18 protein-coding genes and 4 pseudogenes are annotated in these 25461 nt (G+C 54.8%); 6 read left to right on the top strand and 16 right to left on the bottom strand.

Features of this window, described 5'->3' with window-relative positions; genetic code table 11:
* Positions 1 to 463: 463 nt before the first annotated feature.
* A complete protein-coding gene (locus IPK17_RS40790; RefSeq protein WP_350341667.1) occupies positions 464 to 766 on the bottom strand; it encodes a helix-turn-helix domain-containing protein in 303 nt (100 codons plus the stop codon).
* A gap of 130 nt (positions 767 to 896) precedes the next feature.
* On the opposite strand from IPK17_RS40790, the pseudogene IPK17_RS40785 reads away from it, so the two are divergent.
* Positions 897 to 1103, top strand: a pseudogene (locus IPK17_RS40785) (hypothetical protein); the annotation flags it as partial.
* The gene (locus IPK17_RS31200) at positions 1037 to 1252 is read left to right on the top strand and encodes a transposase (protein ID WP_343421640.1); all 216 of its coding nucleotides are present in this window, start codon (positions 1037 to 1039) and stop codon (positions 1250 to 1252) included. The pseudogene IPK17_RS40785 and the gene IPK17_RS31200, both read left to right, overlap by 67 nt.
* 31 nt (positions 1253 to 1283) lie before the next feature.
* On the opposite strand, the gene IPK17_RS31195 is transcribed toward IPK17_RS31200, so the two are convergent.
* Positions 1284 to 2000 (bottom strand): response regulator transcription factor, encoded by a 717-nt coding sequence (locus IPK17_RS31195; protein WP_343421639.1) that lies wholly within the window; start codon positions 1998 to 2000, stop codon positions 1284 to 1286.
* 194 nt (positions 2001 to 2194) lie between these two features.
* On the opposite strand from IPK17_RS31195, the gene IPK17_RS31190 reads away from it, so the two are divergent.
* Positions 2195 to 4696: a DUF2298 domain-containing protein gene (locus IPK17_RS31190; RefSeq protein ID WP_343421638.1), complete on the top strand. Its 2502-nt coding sequence runs from the start codon at positions 2195 to 2197 to the stop codon at positions 4694 to 4696.
* A 260-nt stretch (positions 4697 to 4956) separates the two neighbouring features.
* On the opposite strand, the gene IPK17_RS31185 is transcribed toward IPK17_RS31190, so the two are convergent.
* Both IPK17_RS31185 and IPK17_RS31180 read right to left on the bottom strand, forming a co-directional pair.
* Positions 4957 to 5565 carry a recombinase family protein gene (locus IPK17_RS31185; RefSeq protein ID WP_343421637.1) on the bottom strand — a complete coding sequence of 203 codons (609 nt, stop codon included), beginning with the start codon at positions 5563 to 5565 and terminating at the stop codon, positions 4957 to 4959.
* A gap of 249 nt (positions 5566 to 5814) precedes the next feature.
* Complete coding sequence (locus IPK17_RS31180) at positions 5815 to 6156, bottom strand: hypothetical protein (RefSeq protein ID WP_343421636.1); 342 nt, start codon at positions 6154 to 6156, stop codon at positions 5815 to 5817.
* Between the two features lie 742 nt (positions 6157 to 6898).
* Between IPK17_RS31180 and IPK17_RS31175 the strand changes: the two genes are divergently transcribed.
* The 3 genes from IPK17_RS31175 to IPK17_RS31165 all read left to right on the top strand — a co-directional run bounded on the left by IPK17_RS31175 (position 6899) and on the right by IPK17_RS31165 (position 11938).
* Entirely contained in the window at positions 6899 to 8182 is a 1284-nt protein-coding gene (locus tag IPK17_RS31175) for an ISL3 family transposase (protein WP_343421635.1), read from the top strand.
* Positions 8183 to 8281: 99 nt separating this feature from the next.
* Complete coding sequence (locus IPK17_RS31170) at positions 8282 to 8791, top strand: winged helix-turn-helix domain-containing protein (RefSeq protein WP_343421634.1); 510 nt, start codon at positions 8282 to 8284, stop codon at positions 8789 to 8791.
* Positions 8792 to 9631: 840 nt separating this feature from the next.
* Complete coding sequence (locus IPK17_RS31165; RefSeq protein ID WP_343421633.1) at positions 9632 to 11938, top strand: recombinase family protein; 2307 nt, start codon at positions 9632 to 9634, stop codon at positions 11936 to 11938.
* Here IPK17_RS31165 and IPK17_RS40780 read toward each other — a convergent pair.
* From IPK17_RS40780 to IPK17_RS31110, 12 genes and pseudogenes are all read right to left on the bottom strand, one after another.
* Positions 11874 to 12038: pseudogene (locus IPK17_RS40780) on the bottom strand (GNAT family N-acetyltransferase); the annotation flags it as partial. The gene IPK17_RS31165 and the pseudogene IPK17_RS40780 overlap by 65 nt on opposite strands.
* The gene (locus IPK17_RS31160) at positions 11993 to 12703 is read right to left on the bottom strand and encodes an NUDIX hydrolase (RefSeq protein WP_350341674.1); all 711 of its coding nucleotides are present in this window, start codon (positions 12701 to 12703) and stop codon (positions 11993 to 11995) included. The pseudogene IPK17_RS40780 and the gene IPK17_RS31160, both read right to left, overlap by 46 nt.
* 304 nt (positions 12704 to 13007) lie before the next feature.
* A complete protein-coding gene (locus tag IPK17_RS31155) occupies positions 13008 to 13514 on the bottom strand; it encodes a hypothetical protein (protein ID WP_343421631.1) in 507 nt (168 codons plus the stop codon).
* A gap of 332 nt (positions 13515 to 13846) precedes the next feature.
* Positions 13847 to 14752: an arginase family protein gene (locus tag IPK17_RS31150; RefSeq protein WP_343421630.1), complete on the bottom strand. Its 906-nt coding sequence runs from the start codon at positions 14750 to 14752 to the stop codon at positions 13847 to 13849.
* Positions 14753 to 14876: 124 nt separating this feature from the next.
* Positions 14877 to 15656, bottom strand: a complete 780-nt coding sequence (locus IPK17_RS31145) for an arginase family protein (RefSeq protein ID WP_343422579.1) — start codon at positions 15654 to 15656, stop codon at positions 14877 to 14879.
* 49 nt (positions 15657 to 15705) lie between these two features.
* Positions 15706 to 16359, bottom strand: a complete 654-nt coding sequence (locus tag IPK17_RS31140; protein ID WP_343421629.1) for a DUF6714 family protein — start codon at positions 16357 to 16359, stop codon at positions 15706 to 15708.
* Positions 16360 to 16444: 85 nt separating this feature from the next.
* Positions 16445 to 17251 (bottom strand): annotated as a pseudogene (gene rpoD, locus IPK17_RS31135) (RNA polymerase sigma factor RpoD); the annotation flags it as partial.
* A gap of 498 nt (positions 17252 to 17749) precedes the next feature.
* Positions 17750 to 17815 (bottom strand): annotated as a pseudogene (locus IPK17_RS31130) (sigma-70 factor domain-containing protein); the annotation flags it as partial.
* A 287-nt stretch (positions 17816 to 18102) separates the two neighbouring features.
* Positions 18103 to 20118, bottom strand: a complete 2016-nt coding sequence (gene dnaG, locus IPK17_RS31125) for a DNA primase (RefSeq protein WP_343421628.1) — start codon at positions 20116 to 20118, stop codon at positions 18103 to 18105.
* 65 nt (positions 20119 to 20183) lie between these two features.
* The gene (locus tag IPK17_RS31120) at positions 20184 to 21143 is read right to left on the bottom strand and encodes a magnesium transporter CorA family protein (RefSeq protein ID WP_343421627.1); all 960 of its coding nucleotides are present in this window, start codon (positions 21141 to 21143) and stop codon (positions 20184 to 20186) included.
* Positions 21144 to 21315: 172 nt separating this feature from the next.
* Complete coding sequence (gene glyS, locus IPK17_RS31115) at positions 21316 to 24351, bottom strand: glycine--tRNA ligase subunit beta (protein ID WP_343421626.1); 3036 nt, start codon at positions 24349 to 24351, stop codon at positions 21316 to 21318.
* A 175-nt stretch (positions 24352 to 24526) separates the two neighbouring features.
* Positions 24527 to 25249, bottom strand: coding sequence for a GNAT family N-acetyltransferase (locus IPK17_RS31110; RefSeq protein ID WP_343421625.1), 723 nt, complete (start codon positions 25247 to 25249; stop codon positions 24527 to 24529).
* Between the last annotated feature and the right edge of the window lie 212 nt (positions 25250 to 25461).

Below are 25461 nucleotides of genomic sequence, written 5' to 3'. Positions count from 1 at the left end.
TGACACCGGATAGTGCATATAATAGGGCTAAATTGTTATGGGCATATTTCAAATTGGAAATGGCATGAAACGCTTTGAACCTGTCTTGAAAACTAATTTCAATTGCTGTAAGAATTGACACCAATTGTTACAGTGCCAATATATGCGCAGATTAACTAGACTTAGTGCTCCATCCGGTAAATGAGTTACTCTAAAAGGAAGGAGGGAAAGATGCCGAAGCGAAAATAATCCAGTGTGAGGGGCGGTCGGTGGGCTGACCAGCGGGCCGCTGGATAGGTTTTGGCACTCACCGGTCCCATCTCGTCGACACACAACACACAGGTTTCAGGCGGCGGCGTTGTGTACAAACTCACAATCGCCCCCTTTTCTCCACAAACTGGGGATCAGGTCTTTCCGTGAAATAGGTTTTTTCCTGATACCACTTCAAGCCCTCGTGTTCCAGAATCGCCCCCAACTGACTGCGCTAGATGGGGTAGTTCAAGTGTTGGTTGACATACTCCACCAAGCGATCCAGTGTCCATTGATTGTAAGGCAATCCCAACTGCAGAGGATGCGTTGTGGCGGTCACAACCATGTGTCCTCTGGCCTCCTCGCCATAGGTTAGCGGGCGCCCACTCCGGGGGATGTCCTGTAAACTGGCTATTCCATGCTGGTTAAAGCGCTTCACGACATTCCATACGGTCTCCGGACGGCGGTTTACCGCGGCTACAATCGCTGCGACGGATTCGTTTGCTGCATACAGCAGAAAAATCGTGGCGCGCTCCACATGCTGTTGGGCCGCGGTTCGTGACCGGCGCAGTTTTTCAAGATAGGTTTGCTCGTCCGGGGTAAAGGGACGGAGTTCAGGACGACGAGCAAACGTCTGGGTCTTTCGCGCCTTTGAACCCCGGACGGGTCAGGCGACGACCTACATCGCCCCGGGTCGGGGCGCAGTCCATTTTCTCGCCTTCCTCGACCAGCTGGTCGCCCACTGGCTAGGCGAGGTGATCCTGATATTAGATAATCTCGCCTCACACAAAACGTTGGATATGTTGTTATGGGCGTTAGCTCATCCTCAGGTTCGGTTTCTTTTTCAACCCCCTATGCGCCTTGGCTCAATCTGATTGAACCGTGGTGGAAGACCTTACGTTCATTGGCTTTGAAAGGGCGTCGTTTTGAAGACGCGGACGACCTCACAGCAGCTATTTCAGTGGCGACCCGCTACTGGAATGAACGTCGCAAACCCTATATTTGGCGCAAAATGCGTTCTTAACTCATTTACCGGATGAAGCACTTAGCTTAATTTAAACCGAGGGGCAGAGGAGGCGGTAGCCGATACCTCGCACGGTTTCAATATAGTCCGGCGAATGCGCATTGTCCTTGAGAGCACGACGTAGCTCTGTAATACGCGTATCTACTGTTCGAGTTCCAACTGCATAGTCCCATCCCCAAACATCATCAAGCAATTGCTCTCGTGTTACAATTTCACCTGCATGAGCTAAAAGATACTCTAGCAAGGAAAGAGCACGTGGCGTGCATTCAATTTCGTTGCCATAAATCTTTGCACGCCTTGTTCTCTGGTCATAGGTTAATTCACCGCAATGTAGAATTTTATTCTGGTTCGATATCGAAGTTTTTGATGATACCCGTCGCAAAATTGCGCGTACACGTGCCATAAGCTCAAATGGCACAATAGGTTTGTTCAACACATCATCTGCACCTTCTTCCAATACAATAGCCCGCTCTGTTGCATCACAATCTGTAGTAAGAAGTATTATTGGCCTTAGATCGCCAATTCGACGCAACTGTCTTACAAGTTCACGACCATTAAAGGGCAAGACACCTATTTCACATATGATCATGTCTGGTTGAAAGGCGCTAATCTGTTCAAAAACGCTGTTCAAATCTGATAATACATGCACCAAAAAACCGCCCATACTTAGAAATCGTTCTATGTCGCCTAGTCGTTGAGATTCAATATCAATTAAGAGTAATTTGAATGAACCTATCTCATTCAGCATATAAACCTCCTGATTGACATATTTATACTATTGGGACTGAGATGCTTCGCTCAAATTTGTACAGAACACTTAAGTACAGTAACATTAGTTCGCATGAATTATTCTAAGAGGGTAATTAGTGAATGCTTTTGGTATAAGCGTATTTATTGATATACTAACAAATTCAAGTCCTGAAGCCTATAGAGGTGAAGAAGATGCTGGTGGATTGGGTAGTGCGTGAAGGGAGTATCGTTCTTTCGTGGTGGTTGGTAACAACAGCAATTGGAATCACCACGGTGCCATTGTGTATCCGCTTATTTAGGTCACTTCCTGATTATGGAATAACACTAGCACGCGTTATTGGTTTGGGGCTCGTCTGCTACATATATTGGTTGCTTGCGACTCTAGGGTTTCTGCAAAATACACTTGGCAATATTCTATTCTCGATTACGATATCGACTCTCATTTCGATAATTGGGTATTTTACCGGTTCACGAAGTCAATTAATCGACGACTTAAAGCATTACTGGAGACATCACAAACTTCAATTTGTTCTAAGCGAGCTTATTTTTCTCATCTTGTTTATTGGTTGGGCAATAGTTCGTGCACATCAAAATGAACTACGTTCGACAGAAAAACCCATGGACCTCATGTTCATAAGTTCAATAATGAGAAGCAATAATTTCCCACCGAATGATGCTTGGCTCTCAGGATACTCGATCAGTTATTACTACTTCGGATACATTATTGCAGCTGTACTTTCAATGTTGACGAATGTTTCGTCGCCAACAGGCTTTAACCTCTATGTTTCTCTCGTATTTGCGTTAGTAGGAAGTGGCGTATTTGGCGCAACTTACAACTTGATTCGGAAATCAACTCAAGATTTAAGTACTGAGACTGCAACTCGAAGAAATTCAGTAATTGTTGGATGTAGTATTCTAGCAGTGATCTGTACGTTAATAATTGGGAATTTTCAGTTTCCTCTAGTTGAGATACCTTATGAAACTGGTTTAGCCTCTGACTCTTACCTATCCTTTTGGAACACTCCAGAGCGCCTGACTCCGAATAATATGCCTCAGAGGGATATTTCTACTTGGGACACATGGTGGTGGTTCCGTGCATCAAGAATTATAAATGATATAGGATTAGATGGTGTAGCAATCGGTGCACAACCGATAACAGAGTTTCCGCAATTTAGTTTTCTACTGGCTGATAGCCATCCACATGTAATGTCCCTACCATTTGCCATTGTAGCGATCTCGATCGCCATGAGTGTGATTTTCAGCTCTGGCAAACTTGATAACATCGTGATTACTTTCTTTTGTCTATTTGTTGGACTTCTAATCTTTCTAAACACGTGGGATGCTCCAATTTACTTTGGATTAGTAGTAGTTTGTGATTTTCTCCGGCGAGGTTGGGGCAATGGTCGCTTAACATTGACGGCAAGCGATGCTTTTGAACTCACCTCATTTGTGTTCAAGTTGGTGCTTGGGTCAGTGATTCTATATCTGCCCTTTTTACTCACATTTCGCTCCCAAGCAGCAGGCATAGAGTTTAATTCGATATACATTACTACAATGCCTCAGTATTTTCTGATTTTCGGCCCTTTCATAATCCTCCTTGGTATTTTTCTTATAGTCGAAGCTATTTACTATAGAAATATAATTAATATGAAATTATCAGCAAAAATATTGTCTATTTTCTTCTTTTCTCTCATTGCGCTCTCCACGCTTTTCACTATGTTTAAGTGGGTATTTGATAATGAGATGTCTCACACAGTATCGCCAGACAGTATTAACAGAACTATTCTGATCTTGGCAGAACTACTTGGTCGTCGGGTTTCGGGTATTCCAACTTTGCTTCTGATTCTAGGAGGGCTAAGTATCGTTATTGGCTTATTACTCTCTAAAAGACATGAAAATGAATATAAAAAGATTTCATTATATTGGAGAACTAAATATTTTTTATATTTATTAATAGGTTGGGCATTGCTGTTGACTTTACTTCCCGAGTTTATTTTTCTTCGCGACGTCTTTGCTACTCGCATGAATACAGTATTCAAGTTTTACTATCAAGCTTGGCTCATGTTCGCAATTACATCTTCAGTAGGCTTCTACTTTGTTCTGGCAAACAGGGAGATCAGGAAAAGAACGGTGTTTATCATGACTTTGGCTGTTTGCTTAGTAGTATTATTGGGCGGTTTGTACCCAGTGTTCGCAATACATGTCCGTTCTTATATTGAGACAGGGCGGGCAGTTTCGAATGTGACGCTTACTCTAGATTCTGGCAGAGGATTTACTAATAATGTTGATGACTATGCTGCTATCCAATGTTTAAGCGATTATGTTGGCAGAGATGAGGCCGTTGTTGTTGAGGCCGTTGGGAATTCGTATGATCCGGGGTATGGAAGAGTAGCTGCTCTGACAGGTATACCAATTGTTATGGGCTGGGCTGGTCATGAGTCGCAATGGCGCGGAAACACTTACTCTGAAGCAGCGGGCAATCGTGTTGCTGATATTGCAACTCTCTATAATGCCCTAACGTGGCACGAAACAGAACCGATACTTAGGCTCTATAACATCGACTTTATCTTTTACGGCCATACAGAACGCAATATTTACGATCGTGCAGGAGAATTGAAATTTAGAGACAATCTTGAAATTGTATGTCAACGGGGTAACAGTTATTTTTATAGTACTCAACATCTAACGTCATAACCTATCCCAAGCGACGGGCCGTGATCTATCCCCCAAAAATCTAGTCGAAGCAAAGTGAGACTATCGGACATAGAATGCCATCAGGAGGAGGATAGTTTCATGGCAAGTAAAGGTACGCGTTACAGCGAAGGACAGATCATCTCAGTTTACCTCGAGGAGTTCGTGAGTGTTGTTATCACCGATTTGGATGTATGGGATAAGTATTAGTCAGATTGATCCCTGAGACAAAGGGTAGTCCCGTTGATGAAGTCAATGTCCAATCAACGGGTAATGCAATGACGTTTTAACCAGCGATTGAGGTTAGCGGGTGTCGACTCGTAGCGATTAGCAATAAACCGTTGAGTTGAACCGTTTTTCAACAGTGCTTCAATTTCTGGACGAAATCGATCAAGCTTGCTTGTCCCGATACCCTGAGGACGCCCTAGCTTTATTCCTGCCAATTTGCGGGCTACAAGCGCTTCCTTCGTCCGTTGACTGATTAGGTCTCGTTCAATTTCCGCTGCCATGGAGAAGGCCATAGCAACGATTTTTGACTGGATGGAATTGTCGAGACGCCAGTTTCCCTTGACCGCATAAAGATATATGCCTTTTTGAAACGCAATCGACAAGATTTCCATGCACTCTAGCATCGAGCGCCCCAAGCGCGAGAGCTCACTGACAATCAGGGTATCGCCGTTTTGTAGTTGGTTTAGTACCTGAGCAATCTTGCGTTTGTGCCATGATACGCGCCCCGACACGGTTTCTTCGACCCACTGCACTTGCCCCAACCCTTTTTCATTAGCGAGGTGCAGAATGTCGAACTTGTTTTTCTCAAGGTCTTGCTCAGTGGTCGAGACCCGTAAGTAGGCGATTGTGTGTGGTTTTGGCATAGTTCAGTGAAAACGTGTTGGAGGATAACGGCTGTTGTCATAATAACAGTCCTTTTCAGTGAATAAAAGTAGTACAAAATACGAACGTTTTTGCGACAATTCTGAGACAAAATCTTGTATTTCGTCTGACCCAAGCTATCTGCCATAAAGAGTTCCCCGTGTTAGAGCGCTTAGATCATCGTTGGGCTTATGGAATTCTTCTTTGCAGTAAGCTTAGTGCTTCATCAGGCAAATCGGTAAACGAAGTACTTAGTGGCCGGATATCATCTCGGCCTGCTTTGTCTGAATTCTTCCGGGAATTCCCCCCTTGCGAACAACGAGTATATTGGTATTTTCTAAGAATACTACGTCCACTGTGCGTTGATCGAGGCATCGGAAACGCTGCCAATTCCATGCAAAGTATTCTTCAGGATAAATAGAACCTATATACCCGTATTTGTCACAAGGACTACGCTGCGCGGATTCAATTCTGATATCATCATCCTGTGTTTCAAATACGACTGTCCGATCATCAATCTCTGTAAATACCTCCTCCAGATACTGTTGCATTTCACTCTCAAAGTACTGCTTGACCAGCATGTCTGCGCCCATGTTTGCAGCCTTTTCCTTCAATGAAGTACGCAATACATCGTCATATTCATATTTCTATAGTACAAACGTCCATTTTCCGATCAATGTCGCAAATGTCTCCGGCTTGATATTTTACAAGGCAGGGTCGTGGTACTAGTTTTAATGACTCAGGAGTTTCCTCTACTTCTTGGCATACAGTTGGTCGAGGCTCGGAATGGTTAAATGCGCGGAGAAACCTTCTACCGAGAGCTTTCCCGCAAGGTATACGGTACTGGGCACTGATAACAGCCAGTCGCATTGAGCATCCCATTGATCTGCCCCCTATGACTGGCTCATCCGCTAAGTTGGTGCGAGCATAAAGGAAAATAGAGTCGTCAGCCAATAGTATCCTTTAATAGGAGACAAAAGACTCAATGACGACTGCGACAATTCCATTCGGTTTGCCTGGATTTCTCTGTCACCAAGTGAAAGTCGTGGACACGGGAATTGAGCTTGAGGCGGAGGCAACGCGCAGTTATGCAATTTGCCCTGCCTGTGGATTCCGCTCCACCTCCATTCATAGCCATTATCTGCGGCGCATCGGTGACTTGCCGTTGGAGGAAGGCAGTGCACTTGCGGTTACGGGTACGCCGGTTCCGTTGCCGAAATCCCGGGTGTTTACAACTGATTTTCACGGAAAGAGTACCCGAAATTGCATCGCCATATGCTCGCCGAAGTACCCGTCTCAGTGAAGTCTTGAGACAGCTTGGTTTAGCGCTGGGCGGTGAAGCAGGTAGCCGAACTCGCACGCCAACTACAGATGACCGTCAGCGGCGATACCGTCTTGCGTATCCTCCGTCAAACCACCGTCAAGCCGCTGAGCAATCCCAAGGTGGTGGGGATTGACGACTGGGCGTTCGCCAAAGGGCGTCGTTATGGAACGATCCTTGTCGACTTGGAACGTGGCGTGCCGGTGGACCTGCTGCCCGACCGAACGACTGCGACTTTGGCTGCTTGGCTCCAAGCCCATCCCGGCATTGAAGTGATTACTCGGGACCGATTCAGCGACTATGCTCTGGCGGTGAACCAAGTCTGTCCTACGGTCCAACAGGTCGCTGACCGCTGGCATTTACTCAAGAACCTGCGCGAAACTCTAGAACGAGTGCTCCGGCGGCTCCATGAACGCTTACGAAGCTTACCTCCTTCAACAGAGCTACTGACGGTCACTAACTCCTCGCGCTCGAGGAGATTACGACCTCCATCCGCCAACGAACAAGCGACCACAGACGCGAGCCGTCTGCGGCGTTACCAACTCTACCAAATGGTTCACTACCTGCTCGCTCGTGGACTTTCCCAACGAAAGATCGCTAGCCTGCTGAACCTGCATCGCATCACAGTTCGGCTTTATACAGAGGCGAAGACGTTTCCGGAGCGAATACCTACTCAACCGCGTGCCAGTATTTTGGATGCTCACTTAACCTATCTCCAGCAACGTTGGCAGGCGGACTGTACGAACGCCAGCCAGCTCTACCGGGAAATTCAGGTTCGCGGCTACAAGGGCAGTTACCAGCAAGTTGCTCGCTGGGCTCATGTGCAGCGTCAGTTGAAATCTTCGACCAAGGAAGCAGCTCCCCTACCGGTCATTTCCACCTTCGCCTTGCCTGCCGCTCGTCACCTAGCTTGGTTGTTTGTGCGGCTGCCAGACAAGCTTTCTACCCATGATAAGGTCTTGCTTACTCATGTTTGCCAGGACCCGGCGTGCAGGCAGGTTTATGACTTGGCCCAACAATTCCATACGATGCTGTGCTCACATTCCCCTGACTTCCTCGATGAATGGCTTAAAACATGCACCCATTCCCAATTTCCCGACCTCCGTGAATTTGCGTTGGGGCTGCTTCACGATCTCGATGCGGTTCGCAATGCCTTCAGCTCTCCTTGGAGCAACGGCCCGGTTGAGGGGCACATCTGTCGTCTGAAGTTATTGAAACGCCAGATGTATGGACGAGCCAAGCTTGATCTGCTTCGTATAGGAGTGCTGGCTCGTTCCTTACCACTTGGACCAACTTAGCGGATGAGCCAGTTTTTTGGGGGATAGATCAATCGACCAACCGTAATTATCCTATTTGGCGATTCAACAAGATGTAGTGGGCGTTCACTAGTTAAAGCTTTGCACAATCGTGGCGACTTAATCCCGTTTGTTGCCGCAGTCGAACACCACGATCCCTTAGAAGCGGCCGTATGTTTGTCAGAGGGGGCGGACGACTACATCTCAACAGCTACAGAGGTCATTGAACTTGTCGCCAGAATACAATCCGTCATAAAGAGGGCAACTGCAAAACAGGTTTCAGCCAAAGAAAGAGTGATGACCCTCGGCAGTCTTTGCCTCGATCAAGTTCAGCACCGTGTATTTGTAGCATCGCAGGAAGTTAGCATCACTCCAAAAGCATTTGCACTGCTGCGTCATTTTATGTTACACCCTAATAAGATCTTTTCACGTGAGCAACTATTGGATGCGCTTTGGGGTTGGGACAAAGAATTCAATGATAGAGTGGTGGATGTCAGAGTATGGGAGTTAAGAAAATTACTGAGTTCCGACTCCTCAGGAATAAATTACATTGAGACTGTAGTCGGAGTTGGTTATAGATTCGTTAGCGACAGAGACGATGTATCTACATAGCTCATGGGGCTGGCATACCGGCTACCCATCAATCCCCCTTATGCGGAGAATGTTATGAGAATTACTCGTTTAACGTAGTAAGTTCCGTTAGAGCGTCACACATAATCAAGTAGTTTTTGCCCAGTTGACTTCTCTGCTACGTTGATCAAGACTCATAGTATGGCATTGGTCAATAATCCCCACCTTAATAAAAATAGTGGATTTGTACCAATCGTCTGGTACAGTCTAAAAACTTTGAATCGCAAGCGCGAGCTGGAACGGCTTATAGTTTGGGCATCCTATAAAGGGTTTCGAAAGGTCAGGCTTGCGTATGCACAACGACGGGATGACGATGAACTCCGTTTATTCCGTTATGAACAATATTCAAGAGAGGCAGTTCATCTCGCACGAGTAGTACACACGATAGCGGGTTTACTCTTTCCCCCGCCGAAGCGGTTTCGGCGAGGCGCAGCGGCGGCGTATCGTTCCCGACACGTTGACACGCGATCAAAATAGCTTATAGTGTATCTATGTGTATACAAGTGACGCTCCCGGCAGGTGCTGGTAACACCAACCGAGAGCTAACCCACCACGCTGACGGAAGCAGCGAGGCAGGCTAAGGTGCAATTATTCATATTGCCTATCTTGCCGTCAATGCTTTGTCAGCGTTGGCGGCTTTTTATTTTCTATCACGGTGTATGAAAAACATTTCTCTCCAGCATCAATCGGTTCTCCCCCGCCCTCCTCGCTCTAACCTAACCAAGATTGATTTCAACACCGCGTATGCCATTCTCTTTCGCGCTTATCTTCGTAGAAAAACCAACCGCATAAGTTCAAAGCAAGTGAAACAAGGAGACGAACATGAGCAGGCGCTTTCTTAAATCACAGCAGAACGAGCAGTCGAGCATAAACAACGCATCACACCTTCCCATTGACGATCAAGTAGCCGTGTATTACCGCCAATCCACCGATGCACAAGTTGGAAACATCTCAACTGACATTCAAACTATCGATATGGCGTTGTACCTTCAGCAACAGGGCTGGAAGCAAGACGACATCGTGTTGATAGACATGGACGAAGGTGTCAGTGGAACGAAACGCATTGACGAACGCCCGGGGATGCGAACGCTCTTCGATTTGATCGTAGAACGCCGAATTCGGGCTGTTGCCTGTCAAGACGAAGACCGCTTATTTCGCGACGTCACGCAAATACAAGTCAACATCTTCATCCAAGCGTGCAAAGAAGCACGGGTATTGGTCATTACTCCGAGCATGGTGTATGACTTTGCTCATGAGCAGCTCGGCGTCTTTCATGCCCGCCAATTTCGCTTCAAGTGCGAAATGGCAGCGGAGTACATCAACACAGTCATCATCGGCAAGCTGCACCGAGCGAAACAGCGGTTGATGCGTGAAGGTCGATGGGCTGGGGCCAATCTCCCACCCGGGTTCATGGTCGATACCCGTAAGACACTTCCCGACGGCAGCCCTAACCCTCATTGGTACAAATATGTCCCGTTTGAGCCATTTGCCGAAGTCATTCGTACCTATTTTCGAATATTCATAGAAGGTGGCGGCTCGATTGCCACAGCTCTCCGCCGAATTCGTAAGGAGCGGATTTACTATCCTGACCCTACAACCTGCTTACCACCCGAAGGATTTGCGACCAACTATCGGATGCGGAAGCGCGGCGACGGATATTATCCCGGACGCAGTGGTTTATGGCTCATCCTGACCAATCCCGCCTATATCGGCCATTGGTGCTTCCAAGATGAGGTAATTCGTCGCAACAACCATCCGCCGATTATCTCGCAAGAGCAGTTCATGCAGGCGTTTAACTACCTGTCGAAATATGACCTCGACGGCAGTCCTAATGCAACATACCACCCTGTCAATCAAAACGCACGTCCGACCTTAGATAGTGAGCGACCTGTAGAGCGCCCCTTGTTTTCAGGCTTAATCTATGGCTACAGCAATAATCGCTGGAAACAAGTCGGCACACAATACGTCCTGAAACGACAGTGCTATATGTACCTACTGGTCGAACACGATTTGGTGGAGTGCATCCCACTCTGGGAACGCACCGCGGATTGGGTAGACGAAGCGCTTGTTCGCCACTTTCATGAAAAACTGTACGCAACCTTCAATGCGGATGTATGGAAACAAAACATGGCTCAGTTTTCTGAGTCAATTGAGCGCGAAAAACGACATAAACGAGATCAACTGGCCGCTCACGAAGAAGCACTCCAGAACATGGTGACCAGCCTAGAGACTCTCTCAGAGGTTAGCCTTATTCAGGCAGTGGAAGCACGGTATAAAGCGACGAAAAATGAGCGTGATCGCCTCAGAGCAGAGCTTGAAACGATAGAAACAGAAAACCGGCACTATGAAATGATGCAGTCGCTGCAGGCGACATTTGCAGCGTCAGTCGTTGAATGGCCCTCAATGTCACGGGATGACAAGCACATCGTTTTACAGGCATTTATCGCCCGAATTGAGGCAGTTGATGTGGAACGCTACAAGGGAATGAGACTCATTGTTTACTGGCGGGATGGAAGCAAAGACGAGCTACGGCTGAATAAGAAACCTACTGTCGGACAAGGATGGACACAACATAATATCGACAAGCTGCTTGTTCTCGTTGATGCTGGAGCCTCGCAGGCTGATATAAGTGCCGCGTTTCCCGAGAAGCGATGGAAACAAATCCGTCAGCAGATTGATCGCTGGCGTGAGCGTGTTGTGTTTTCCCCTGCGTATCTACGCCCGCACGAAACCTATGCAGATTTCATTGCTCGCGGCGGACAATCGCTACGCACTACCAGCTACCGTTGGTCAGAAGAAGATTTAGCAGTGATACGAAACCTCATTGACGATGGCGCAACTCAGCTCACGCTGATGAAGGCTTTTCCATTCCGTCGTTGGCGTGATATTCGCTCGAAGCTAACGGCTCAGTGGGGTTCGGAGTGTGTGATTGCCCTTGACGAAGGTGTATCACCAAAAGAGACATATCAGGAATACCAAAAACGCTCGGGAGATCTAAATGTGGGTTCCGACTTGAGTTCACCATCAGGTGATGAAGGTTCAAGCGTTCCGCACGCCGCATCACCGCTTCGAGCAGTGCCGTCCCTACTCCGCGCCGTTGATAGGTGGGCAGCACGGCGAGGTCGTTGATTAGCCCGCGCCCTTCGGTCAGGCCGCGCACAATCGAGAGCGCCACCATGCCGATCAGGATCGGTGGCTGTTGGCGAGCTTCCGCCACGAACACCTCAAGGCCCGCGCTCTCGCGGAAACGCTGAAAGACTTCGCGCCAGTCGTCGCGCTCAGGTCGCGGTTGGCGGGGATGAGATGCAGCAGCGCCATGATCTGCTGCGCGTCGGAGAGTTCCGCCGGGCGGATGATGAAGTCGGCGCGTTCCACATGGCGACCGTTCGCCCCGCCCTGCTCAGCTTTTGCGCGCCGCTCCAACCACTGCGCGATCATCTCGCGGTGCGTGCGGAACGGCAGCAGCGGCAGGTCTTCCGGCAAAAAGACTTGCGCATCGTCGGCATCGTCGCCCGCGTGCAGTTCGCCGCCCACCGGACGCGCCCGGTAGAAGATCATGATGCCGCTCTGGGGCGGGCCTTCGGGGTAGGAATTGACCGTCGCCAGTTCGAGGATTTCGACTTTCAGCCCGGTCTCCTCTTCGGCCTCGCGGATCGCGCCTTCTTCCGCGCTCTCGTCCGCTTCGATGTAGCCGCTCGGCAGCGCCCACATGCCTTTGTGCGGCGGTCGGTTGCGCTTGATCAGCACGATGCCGCCGTCCATCTCAATCACCACGCCGACGGTCGGCACGGGGTTGACGTAATGCACATAGCCGCAGTTGGCGCACGCCTGGCGGATGCGTCCGCCGTCTTCACGGGTGGTCAGGTTGTGCCCACACACGGGGCAGTAGGTCATTTGCTTGGGCATACACGACTCGTTTCTTCCAGTTCCATTGTAGCCCAAAGTGCGCAAATGCGGGGAGCGGCTTGGGTCGGGGATCAAGGTGTAGGGGCGAGCGCACTCCGAAACACGGCAGATCTGTAGGGAGGGGCAAGCCCCTCCCGTGGGTGGGCGAGACAAGGCGGTAAGTGCGTAGAATGCCGTTAAGCCTCTTTGATTGGCCTCACCCCTGCCCCCTCTCCGAACGGAGAGGGGAAACGCGCGCGTTCTTGAAGTCCCCTCGCCCTTGGGAGAGGGGATTTAGGGGTGAGGCTGATGGTTACAGAATCACCACCGCCAGCGCGAGCACCGCGCTGATGACCGCGCCGATCACCACACCCTTGAAGTAATTGGTGATGTGCATCGGCCAATTGGTGTAGGCGTCCATGTGCGCTTCGGAGCCGGGCAGGAACACGAACGCAGGCTTGAGCACGAGGATCATGAACCAGTCAAGCACGACGGCGTCCCACAGATTGACCACGTTGAAGATGATGTAGAGGTGGACGAACACCGCCACAAAGCTGATGCTCCCACCGCTGACGGACTCCAGCGCCTGCCCCGACAGGAACAGCCCGCCAACGATCAAGACCAACAGCACGGCGGCCAGCCCGGTTTGCAGCCGCTTTTCACCCGCGGTCAGCGGCGCTTGCAGGTCACGGATGACGGGCGGATAGTCGTGCATCCACAGTCGCGCGTTGTACGCCAGCGAACCGACCACCAGCACCGTGAACACGAAAATCGCGAGCACACTTTCAATCACCAACCGATCCAATGCGATGTTTTCCATGATAGTTCCCCCCGGAATTCTGATTAGACAAATCTATATTTAATTTTAGACCAGTCTAAATTAGAGTCAAGTGGGTGGCGGAAAGATCCGCCTAAAGATGGAGATCGACCAGCTCACCCTGCTTGCCTGCGCAAGTAGAGCGAGGGGGTAAACCGTGAAAACGGGTTACAGGTCGGTCTGGGGATGTTGCGGACGCGATAAATCGCGTCCCTACGAGAGAACGGCGCTTGTGTAGGGACGTAACGAATTGCGTCCGCGGCAAGCCAGCAAAAGCAGTGCTGTCTCCCCTCTCCCCGCTTGCGTGGGAGAGGGGTTGGGGGTGAGGGGTATTCTTATTCTTCGGCGGGCTGCAGCGCCTCGATCAGCGCGTCGACGTACAGGCGCGTGAACTCCTCGTCCGGCACGCGGTCAGGGTCAAACCCGGTGATGTCCATGCCGACCGCGAGCCCCGAGTCGAGGAACACACGCAGCACCGTGATCATCTCGGCGTAGCTCATGCCGCCGGGGAGCGGCGCGGCGACCGCGGGCATGACCTCGCAGTCCAGCACCGACGCGTCGAAGTGCAACCAGAAGCCATCGACGCCGCGCTGCTTGAGCAGTTCCACCGCCAGCATCGACGCCATTTCGAGGCCAATTTCGCGGGCATAATCCAGCGTGAGGATGCTCACATCCGTCTCGAAGATCAGGTTGCCGGGGTACGACTCGCGATCCAGCATGTCACGGTTGCCGAACACTACCGCATTCGAATCGCGCACATACGGGCGCTGCCCCTCCAGATTGGTGAGCTTGTCGTAGCCGTACCCCGTCGCGAGCGCGAGCGTCATGCCCGCCGCCGCTTTGCTGGTCGAGGTCTCTGAGGTGAGGAAGTCCGCGCCGCCGCTCAGGTAGATCAGCCCGCAGCGCCCCACCCGCTTGAGGCCAAGCAGCGCGCCGATCAGCAGGCTGCTGTCGCCGCCGATCACGAGCGGGAAGTAATCCGGCGCGTTTTCGGTCACATGCCGCGCCAAGCGCCGCGAGAACTGCCGCAGCCGTTCGAGGTTGCGCACGCGTGTGCGCCGGGTGACGCGCGGTTGATAGTCGGCGGGTTTGAGACCGTGATACACCTTGTAGCGCAGGCGCTGCAGCAGCCCCGCCTTGAACAGCGCCAGCGGCGCACGCACCGTCCCGGGGTCGCGACCCGGCGCGGGCGGCGTCAGCCCCAAATTCGACGGCGCGCTGATGATGCAGATCTTCCTCATGGTGTCCTCGCACGGTGACCGCCAGCCTCAGTTCTAATATAGACGATGAGGCATGCGATGTCTGTAGAGAAACGCGACCAAGCACCCATTGTCGCGCGGCGGCACGGGGAGGCTAGCCGAAAGGTCAGGGGGCGGCGTGGTGAAACGCCTCGACCAGCGCATCGACATAGGCGCGGGCAATGCTGCCATCGGGATCAAGGTCAGGATCATAGATCGTGATCTCCATGCCGACCGCCAGCCCTGAACTGAGGAACACGCGCAGCGCGACGATCAACTCGGCGTAGCTCAAGCCGCCGGGCATCGGCGAATCGACCGCGGGCATGATCGCGCTGTCGAGCACATCCGCGTCAAGGTGAATCCAGAAGCCTGGCACGCCGCGCTGCTTGAGCAGTTCCACCGCCTGATGTGCCGCCATTTCCACGCCCACCTGCCGCGCATAGTCCAGCGTGATCATGCTGATGTCCGTCTCGAAGATCGCTTTGGCGTAGTACGTCTCGCGATCTTCAATGTCGCGGTTGCCGAACACCACCACATCCGATTCGCGGATGTACGGCTTCAGCCCTTCCATGTTGGTGAGCGCGTCCGGCCCATAGCCCGTGACCAGCGCGAGATCCATGCCCGCCGCCGCTTTCGAGGCCGAGGTTTCCGGCGTCTGGAAGTCGGTGTGCCCGTCCATGAAGATCAGCCCGTAGCGCCCCACCCGCTTGAGTCCGAGCGCCGCGCCGAGCAGCAGGCTGCAATCGCCGCCGATCAGTAGTTGGAAATTCACATCGACCGGCGTGAGCGAGTCCACCATCTGCGCGATGAACCATGACTGGCGGCACAGTCCGCGCCGATTGCGCACATTCGTTTCCGGTTCAATGTCCGGCGAATACGGATCGACTTCAATGCGCCCACCGTCCATCGCGTTGAGCATGACCAGCAGCCCCGCATTCATGAGCGCGTCCGGCGCTTTATACGTGCCGGGGATGCGATCTGGTGCGGGCGGACGCAGTCCGAGCGGCGTCGGCACACGAAACGCCGTGATCTGCTTGTCCGTGAAGATGCGCCGGGGATGCAGCGCCGCCCGCCGCTGATCGTAGGATGTGTCGATTTCGACGGGGAGCGTGATCTTGTCGCGCACCGCTTCCCAGAAACGCAGAGCAGATTTGCCCCACTTCCGCGTACGGGTAATATGGCGAAAAAGTCACGCCATCCGCCCACGACTTGAGCGCGGGCAAGAAAGCGAGTACCGCTTCAGCTTCGGCAGATGTGAAGATACTCGCATTCGCGACCAGTTTGCGGTTGTGATGCGTGCTGAAGGGTTGGCCAGAGCTCGGCGCAAGGGCGACGAGAATGCTATCGAGCAGCGTATCCACTTCGTGAGGGTGCAGCAGAGAATGGATCATGAACGCGGGGAGGTAGAACCGGAAAGCTTCTGGCGCTAGATTGGTGACGCAGTCGCGCCAGTTGAAGATCATCTCCGTCGTGAGGTCGCGCCAGTGCTGCCCCTGCCACTCGGCCTTGAGGTCGGCGCACTCGTAGAACGTGTGCCAATCGCCCTCTGGCGACGGCGCGGGCGTCTCGGCAAACGCCGCCTCGATTTGGGCAACAGCTTGGGCGCGCAACTCTTCCGCCCCCCCCCCGGGACATGGGCAACCTCACTTCGGGGAATAAAAACAAACAGGGCGGTACATTGACCGCCCCGCTGCCCTAAATTTCCAGATAATCGCGCAGTTGGCGACTGCGGGTCGGGTGGCGCAGTTTGCGCAGCGCCTTCGCTTCGATCTGGCGGATGCGTTCGCGCGTCACGCCGAAATGCTTGCCGACTTCTTCGAGCGTGTGATCCTGCCCGTCGAGCAGACCGAAGCGCATTTCCAGCACTTCGCGCTCGCGTTCGCTGAGCACGCCCAACGCCGAACGGATCTGTTCTTTCAGTAGTTGGCGGCTGGCGGCGTCCACCGGGCCGGGGACTTTGTCGTCTTCGATGAAGTCGCCGAGCAGGCTGTTGTCTTCCTGACCGATCGGCATTTCGAGGCTCATCGGCTCTTGGCTCAAGCGCATGATCTTGCGGACTTTTTGCGCGGCGCGGCGCAGCTTGCGCGTCAGGCCGGGGTCCATGCGCGCCCCGTCGCGGCGAATCAGCTTGATAGCGCGCGTCTCTTCCGGCGTGAGGAAGTCCATCTCCAGCGCGATCTGCTCGGCGCTCGGTTCTGCGCCCAGTTCCTGCGTGAGCTGGCGCTGCACGCGCATCAGGCGGTTGATCGTCTCGACCATGTGCACGGGAATGCGGATCGTGCGCGCCTGATCGGCAATCGCGCGGCTGATCGCCTGGCGAATCCACCACGTCGCATACGTGCTGAACTTGAAGCCCTTGGTGTGGTCGAACTTGGCGACCGCGCGCAGCAGGCCGATGTTGCCTTCCTGAATCAGATCGAGGAAGTTGATGCCGCGCCCCATGTAACGCTTCGCCACGCTCACGACGAGGCGCAGGTTGGCGCGGGTCAGCGACTCGGCGGCGAATTCCGCCTGCTGTTCCATCTCCTCAAACTTCTCCGGCAAAATTTCCAGCGCGAGGTCATCTTCTACCAACCACGCGTGGAACTGCTCGACGCTCGGCAGCGTGCCTTCTTTTTCGTAGGCACGCCCGACCAGTGTCTGTTCGCGGAAGGGGATCAGGTAGAGCGCGTGGAAGCTGGCAAAGACGCGCCGCGCCAGTTCCGTCCACGCATCATCGCGCCCCCAGTCGCGCTGACGCAGGAATTCGCGGATATACGAGTGTCCGGTCGTATCCCAGTGTTCGGCGACGAACTGCGCTTCGGTGATGAGCGCCTTGAGATCGGGCGGATTCAACTTAAACGGTTTGACCGACGCCAGCACTTCATCCCACGACTTGACCAAGCCCGCGTAAATCGCCTCGATCACTTCGGCGGGTTCGGGCATGCGCGGTAGTTGACCGGGTTCAGCGGCGCACAGCTTGTCGAGCGTCGCCTGCAGCAGGCGGTCCGCGGCGATCTGCGCGCTCAACCACGTTTCGCGGTTGGGGTCGAGCAGCGGCACCTGCCCGATCTCCTTGAGGTACATGCGCACCGGGTCATCGGCGAGGGCAAACGTGTCGAGGCGCATGCCTTCGAGGATCATGTCTTCGTCGACGTCGTCAAGGCCATCCTCGTCAGTCAGCAGATCGAGTTGATCATCACCTTTGACGTCGATTTCGTCGTATAACTCATCGTCATCGCCCCCGTCATCATCGAAGTCTTCAAATTCGACGTCGCTGGTCAATTCGTCCGCATCTTCTGCCGACGCCTTCGTGAATTCGTCCGTTTGCCGGACTTCATTTTTCTTGGTGCGTTTCTTCGCCATAACCTCACTCAACTGCGCTGTGACTGTGCCCGACGATTTAACTCTGCATCAATGAGCCGCTTCGCTAAAACAGAACCGTTGATCAGCGACATAATGTCGCCGTCCTCTACCGACAGGAACAACATTTCCTGTCGCTCACGCTCTAAGCGCGCACGGCGCAAGAGCAGTACTTTGACGATCAGATCCACACTGGGATCGACCGTGCGGGCGGTACGCTTGTCCTGCCTGATCATGTCGAGGTCAGCGCCAAAAGTGACGCGACCGCGCAATTCCGCCCATTGATCGGCCAAGACCGAGTTCAGCTCGTCGAACAGTTCGGACGGGAGATGAGTTCGAACATAGGCCGCAAAATCCATCTCATCCTGGGCCACGGCGACCATGAACAACTGCATGAGGGTACGATAGGCTGTCCGGGTGAAGTCCTCCGAGGAAAGATCTGACAGCGTGGCTTGTAAGAGTGGGTTATCCCCGGCGAGTTCACGAAATTTGCGGTTTACATGATAGTACAGATCCGGCTGTGTGAACAGGATCCGTAAACAATCCAGTTCGAGCGGGGGCTTATCGTCCGCCAAGATCGGCGCGACCGCGACCGCCCGCTGCAGGATGCGCGGCGAGTCGAAGTCCGGCATATCATCCGACGAATCGACCGGGGCGCGCGGCGGTTCCGGCATGGGGGGCGGCTTCGGCGCAGGCGTAGACGCCTTGAGTTTGTTCGCCTGATCCAGCATCCAGCCTTCGAGCCGCTCCTGCGGGAGCGCCAGCGCCGCCGAAAGTTTGATCACGTTCATGCCGTTGGAGAGATCATTTTCCGACGCCGTGAGGATCGGCAGCAGACGCAGGGCGACGGCTTCACGGTCGGCCAAGGTGGGGCGGCTTGGCAGCGTCGCTTTTTCCGCCTCAATCAGGTAATCAACGACCGGTTGAGCCGCCTCGACGAGCTGTGCCCAGCCTTCCGGGGTCTCGCGGATAAAGTCATCCGGGTCTTTTGCCCCCGGAACCGCAAGTACCCGAATATCAATCGCCAATGTTCCCGAATCGCTGTATTGGAGCGTTTCCCGCGCCACTTCAACGGAGCGTTTCGTCGCATTCTGTCCCGCAGCGTCAGAATCGAGGGCCAAAATGATCTTCTTCGCCCACTTCGGCGCGATCAGCTTGAGCTGCATTTCGGTGAGCGCCGTGCCCATCTGCGCGACCACGTTGGTATACCCGGCTTGATGCGCTTGTATCGCGTCGAGGTAGCCTTCGACGATGACGGCCGTCCCGCTGTCGCGGATGCTCTTGGCGGCGAGATCCAGCCCAAAGAGTAAGCGGCCTTTGTCGAACAGCGCCGACTGCGGCGAATTGAGATATTTGGGGTTGTCTTCGGCGGCCAGCGCGCGCGCGCCGAACCCGGCCACCCGCCCGCGCTCATCACGAATCGGGATAATCAGGCGGTTGCGGAAGCGGTCGTAGACGCGCCCGCTGTCGTTCTTGCTGGCGATTCCCGCGTTGACCGCGTCGTCTTCCGTGTAACCGAGGTTGAGCAGCATGTCGAGCGCGTAGCGCCAGCCATCCGGCGCGTAGCCGATGCCGAACTGTTCGATGGTCGCCTCAGTCAGGCCGCGCTTCTTGCGCGCATACTTGAGCACTTCGCGCGCTTCAGGTTGTTTCAGCAGTTCGTGGTAGTAATCCGCGACGACTTTGAGCAGACCGCGCAGGCGGTCGACTTCCTGATCGCGCGCTTTGGCTTCCGGCGACTGCGGCTTAAGGTCGATGCCCGCCTCTTTCGCCAGCGCTTCCAGCGCCTCGTGGAACGTCCAGCCGTTCTGCTTCATCACGTAATTGAAGATGTCACCGCCGGTCGCGCACGCGCCAAAACAGCGCCACGTCTGGCGGTTTTCATCGACAAGGAAACTCGGCGTCTTTTCGTGGTGGAAGGGACACGGCGCTTTCCAGCGACCGCTGCCCGCCCGCTTGAGCGGCACCGTCTTGCTGATGTATTGAACAATGTCGAGTCTGGACTTAATCTCGTCTGCGACTGACATCTGCGATTATCCCATTACGTTGATCTGAGGCACCATTATAGGCGCGTCGGCGCGTGGGGACAACCTCAATCGAGCCGTCCTAACACGTAACGCACCAAGGCCAACGTGATGATCATCAAAACAATGACAAAGGGCACGCCCCACCACATATCAAACGACGGGAAGGTGTGTTCGAAGTTCATGCCATAGAACCCCGTGATCACCGCCAGCGCGCCCGTCCCAATCGTGATTACGGTCAGGCGCTGCACAATCACATTCAGGCGATTCGAGGCTGATGAGAGATACAACTCAATGGCACCGGAGACGGTATCGCGCGAGGTCACGATCATATCGCTGACGCGGATCAGGTGATCGTACACATCACGCATGTAGTAGCGCATCACATCCTGGCTGACGAACGCGTTATCCTCGCGCAAGAATACGTTGAACATGTCGCGCTGCTGCCCGGTGACGCGCGCCATTTCGGCCAGCGCCCGCTTGATAGTGAACAATTCCTGCAGCAGTTCGGGCGTCGGCTTCTCGATAATCTCCTCGCTGATGTCCTCGGCGCGGTCGGTCATGCCGTCGAGCACGGGGAAGTAGCCATCCACGATGTGATCCGCCAACGCGTACATCACATAGCCAACCGACATCTTATGGCCGTTGCCCACCCGGACATGACACTGATGCTTGACCGCCTCAATCACGGGTTCGTCGATGTAGTCGCGCACGGTGACGAAATACTTGCGCCCGACAAACACGTCCAGTTCGCGGAACGTCAGTTCGTCGGCAAACGTGTTGATCGGGTTGAGAATCGTAAATAAGTGATCCGGATATTCTTCAATTTTCGGGCGCTGCCGTTCGTTGAGCGTATCTTCGATGGCCAGCGGGTGAAAGTGGAACACCTCGCGCATCATCTTGATGTCGTCGGGGGACGGATTGACGATATCGACCCACACGAAACCGTCAGCCTTGAGCAGGGTCGCCCAATCGGGGGCTAGGATTTCCTGACTTGATCCGTTTTCCTGAAACTGGACGACTTGCATTTGGATGTACCTCACGAGAAGCTGTGGTTGTGTGTAGGGACGCCCAATGGGGCGTCCGCAGCCCGCTCAACGACCGAAACGGACGCGCCGTTGCGCGTCCCTTCAGGCGTAGTTCCGCTGTTCATTCTTGTAGAAGGGGGAAGGCGCGCCCTACCCCTTCTAGACAACGCCTCTAGAACCCGCTCAAATGGCTGAGATCCGCACGCCCGGCCTGCATCGCGCTGATCGCCTGCAGCAAACCGAGACGATTGCGGCGGATCGCCGAATCTTCGTGATTGACGAGCACGCCGTCATTCTTGCCCGTGCCGAAGTACGCGCTGATCGACGGGATAATAGGCGCGAAGGCGGACAGAAAGTCATTGACGCCGCTGTCAGCGGTCAGCTTGGCCGCCGCCGCTTGATAGGCCGCGTACAGCGCGCCTTCTTCCGACTGAATGAACAACGCCGGATCAACCGCGAACTGTTCCTTCTCATTGCGCGTGATGCGCACGCAGCGCGCGAAGCCGTCGAGAATGTTCTCCCAACCGTCACGCTTGACCCAGTCGCTCAACTCGCGGATGCCCTGCAGCGCCCGCGCCGGGTTGCGCGACTGTGCCGCCAGTACGGAAGCGACGACGTCATACGACCAGCCCTGCTCCTCGATCCACACGCGCAGACGCCCGGCGATGAAGTCGAGCACGTCGCGCTGCACTTCGGCGGAGACGGGGATCGGCTGTTCTTTCGCGACCAACTCAACGGCCTGCGCCAGATCGACATCCACACCCTTGCTCGTCACGATCAGGATGACGCCAAGTGCGGCGCGGCGCAGCCCATACGGGTCGGCGTTGCTCTGCGGCGCGAGTCCGGCGGCGAACAACCCAACGAGGCTGTCGAGGCGATCGGCCAGCGCGAGGATCGTCCCGGCGGAGCTGGCGGGCAGCTTATCGCCCGCGAAACGCGGCAGCCAATGCTCGAAAATCGCCTCTGCGACTTCCGGCGGGTTGCCGCTCAAGCGCGCATATTCACGCCCCATAATACCTTGCAGCGAGGTCATTTCGACCACCATCTGCGTGGCGAGGTCGGCCTTGGCGACATGGGCGGCACGCTGCGCAATCGCTGAGTCAGTTTCGCCGATGGTGAGCAGCTTGGCCATACCGTCGACCATGCGGGCGACGCGCTCGTTCTTGTCGAGCATCGAGCCGAGCTTTTCCTGAAAGGTGAGCGTCGCAAGGCGTGGCAGGAAGTCGGCGAGGCGCTTCTGCGTATCCTTCGAGTAGAAGTATTCGGCGTCGGAGAAGCGCGCGCGCAGCACCTGTTCGTTGCCGTGCGCGACCATATCCAGATGTTGATCATCGCCGTTACGGATGGTGATGAAGTAGGCCAGTAGGTCGCCCTGCGCGTTTTCGATGGCGAAATAGCGCTGCTTATCGCGCATCACCGTGACCAGCACTTCACGCGGCAGCTTGAGCGACGATTCGTCAAAGCGCCCGACGAGGGCGACCGGACGTTCAACCAGATTGGTGACTTCTGCCAGCAGCTTGTCATCTTCGAGCGCGCGCCCGTTGAGGCTGGCGGCCAGCTTGGCGACCTGTTCGCGGATGGCGGCGCGGCGGGCTTCGCGGTCAAGCACGATGCCCTGCGTTTCCAGCGCCTGTAAGTATTCGTTCAAGCCGGCGACCACCGATTCCGGCGAGTCGAACGGACGCAGACCGCGCGTGATATTGCCGCTCGCCAGGCCCGCATACTCAAACGGGACGACCGCCCCGCCGAGCAGCGCGACGAACCAGCGAATCGGACGCGAGAAGGCGACACCGCTGCTGTTCCAACGCATCGACTTGCCGAACTTGATCCCGGCAACGAGACCGGGCAGCGCTTCGGCCAGCACGGTCGCGGCGGGACGCCCCTTCTGCTTGACGCGCGCCACAACGTAGCGCCCACCGTCGAGGTCTTCGACCACAAGGTCGCTCACGTTGATGCCCTTGCCGCGCGCGAACCCTTCAGCAGCTTTGGTCGGCTTGCCCTCGGCGTCAAACGCGCGGTCGGCGGACGGGCCTTTGAAGACCTGTTCGACTTCGGTCTGCACCGGAGCGACGCCCTGCGCGGTGATCACCAGACGGCGCGGCGTTGCATACGCCTTGACGTCGCCGTGCGCCAAACGCAGATCGTCAAACAGCTTGGGCGCGGCGGCGACGAGCTGATCGAGCGCGTCATCGACATCACCCGCGGGCAGTTCTTCCACGCCGATTTCCAGCAGGAAGTCCGCCGGAGCGACCGCCGCTGCCGGGGCGTTCTGCTCCACGCGAGCGGGCGCGGCCAAGGTCGGCGCAAAAGTCGACGCCATCTTGTCGAGCGGATACTCCATTTCCATGCGCTGCTGCGTGAATTCCTTGGCGATGCGGCGCGTCATCTCGCGCATGCGCTTGAAATAGGAAGCGCGTTCGGTCACGCCGATCGCGCCGCGCGCGTCCAGCACGTTGAACAGGTGGCTGCACTTGAGCACATAATCGTAAGCGGGGATGACCAAGCCCGCTTCGAGCGCGCGCCGGTATTCGCCTTCGTACACGTCATACGTCTGGCGCAGGCCATTCACATCCGCGACTTCGAAGTAGTACTTGCAGTGTTCGATCTCGCTGCGCAGGAAGATATCGGCGTACTTCAGATTCGCATCCTGCCCGTACAGCCAGTCGATGTCCCACACGGCGTTCTTGCCTTGCAGGGGGATGGCGATGCGTTCCAGCCCGTAGGTGATTTCCACCGAGACCGGATTGAGTTCGATGCCGCCCGCCTGCTGGAAGTAGGTGAACTGCGTGATCTCCTGCCCGTCGAGCCACACTTCCCAACCGAGACCCCACGCGCCGAGCGCCGGGCTTTCCCAGTTGTCTTCGACGAAACGGATGTCGTGTTCACGCTGGTTGATGCCCAACGCTTCGAGCGAGCGCAGATACAGTTCCTGCGGGTTGCCCGTATCCGGCTTGAGGATGACCTGGTACTGGTAGTAGTACTGCATGCGGTTCGGGTTTTCGCCGTAGCGACCGTCATCGGGGCGCACGCTCGGTTCGACGTACGCGACGCGCCATGGTTCGGGACCCAACACGCGGAGTAGCGTGGCCGGGTTGCCCGTGCCCGCGCCGACTTGAACGTTGTACGGCTGCCAGATCACGCAGCCCTGAGCCGCCCAGAACTCGTGCAGCTTCATGATGATCTGCTGGAAGGATAACGGATTCGCCATGCGGAATTCCTAACCGATTCGTCCTGAAATGTGGAGGCTATTATAGCCGATTCAGCGGATTGTCTAAGGGCGGGTTTGAGCGGTACCGAACGCTAGGCGTAGGGGCAGACCTATGTGTCTGCCCACTTTGGGCGCACACGTCGGTGCGCCCCTACAAAAAATGGTGAAGGCCGTCCTACCCGCGCTGCTTGAGGATGCCCGCCGTCAGATCGGAGAGGCGCGTGCGCTGCTGACCGTGCGCGTCGAAATTCGCCGGGTCGAGCCACGTCTCGAACGCGGCCTGTAGTTCCGGCCATTCCGCATCAATGGCGGCATACCACGCGGTGTCGCGGTTGCGCCCCTTATAAATGAGGGCTTGCCGGAAAACGCCTTCATACGACAGACCTAAGCGCTGCGCCGCCGTGCGTGACTTGGCGTTGAGCGCGTCACACTTCCATTCGAAGCGGCGGTAGCCGAGTTCAAACGCGCGCCGCATCATCAGGTAGATCGCCTCGGTCGCGGCGGCGGTGCGCTGCAGCAGCGGCGAAAAGTTGATGTGCCCCACTTCTATCGATCCCGCCGATGGGGTGATGCGCAGATACGCGGCCACGCCGACCGCTTGATCGGTTCGCGCATCGACCACCGCGTGAAACACTGGGTCGATCACCAGTGAGACGCGCTGGAGCCATTCGGTATAGCTGGCGAGCGAGTCAAACGGACCATCGGCGAGATACGTCCAATTGCGGTCATCGTCTGCGGTGCTGTAGGCCGCGTACAGATCGGCAGCATGGCGCTCAATCTCGAGTGGTTCGACGCGGCAGTAGCGTCCGATCAGCGGTTCGCGCGGGGGGACCGGCGGCGGCGTCCAGTTGGGCACGGCAAAACTGATGGGCTGTCCCAAATGATTTAGTCTGGTCATGAGGATGATCCTACCTGCTTGATGGCAATAACCGCCCGCAAGTATAGCGGGAAATGCGGCAGGTGGGCGCAAGTCAGACAGCATTGCTGCGCCACGCGGAACCATTAGAGGTGATTCATAGCTTTATTACCATTTCCAATAACGTAGAATCGACCGCAATGTCGCGCAAAGTCATAGTATTGATACGTAACAAATATTCTGCGACTTTTCGC

Source organism: Candidatus Flexifilum breve (assembly GCF_016713355.1).
This window is presented reverse-complemented; position numbering and strand designations above follow the sequence as displayed.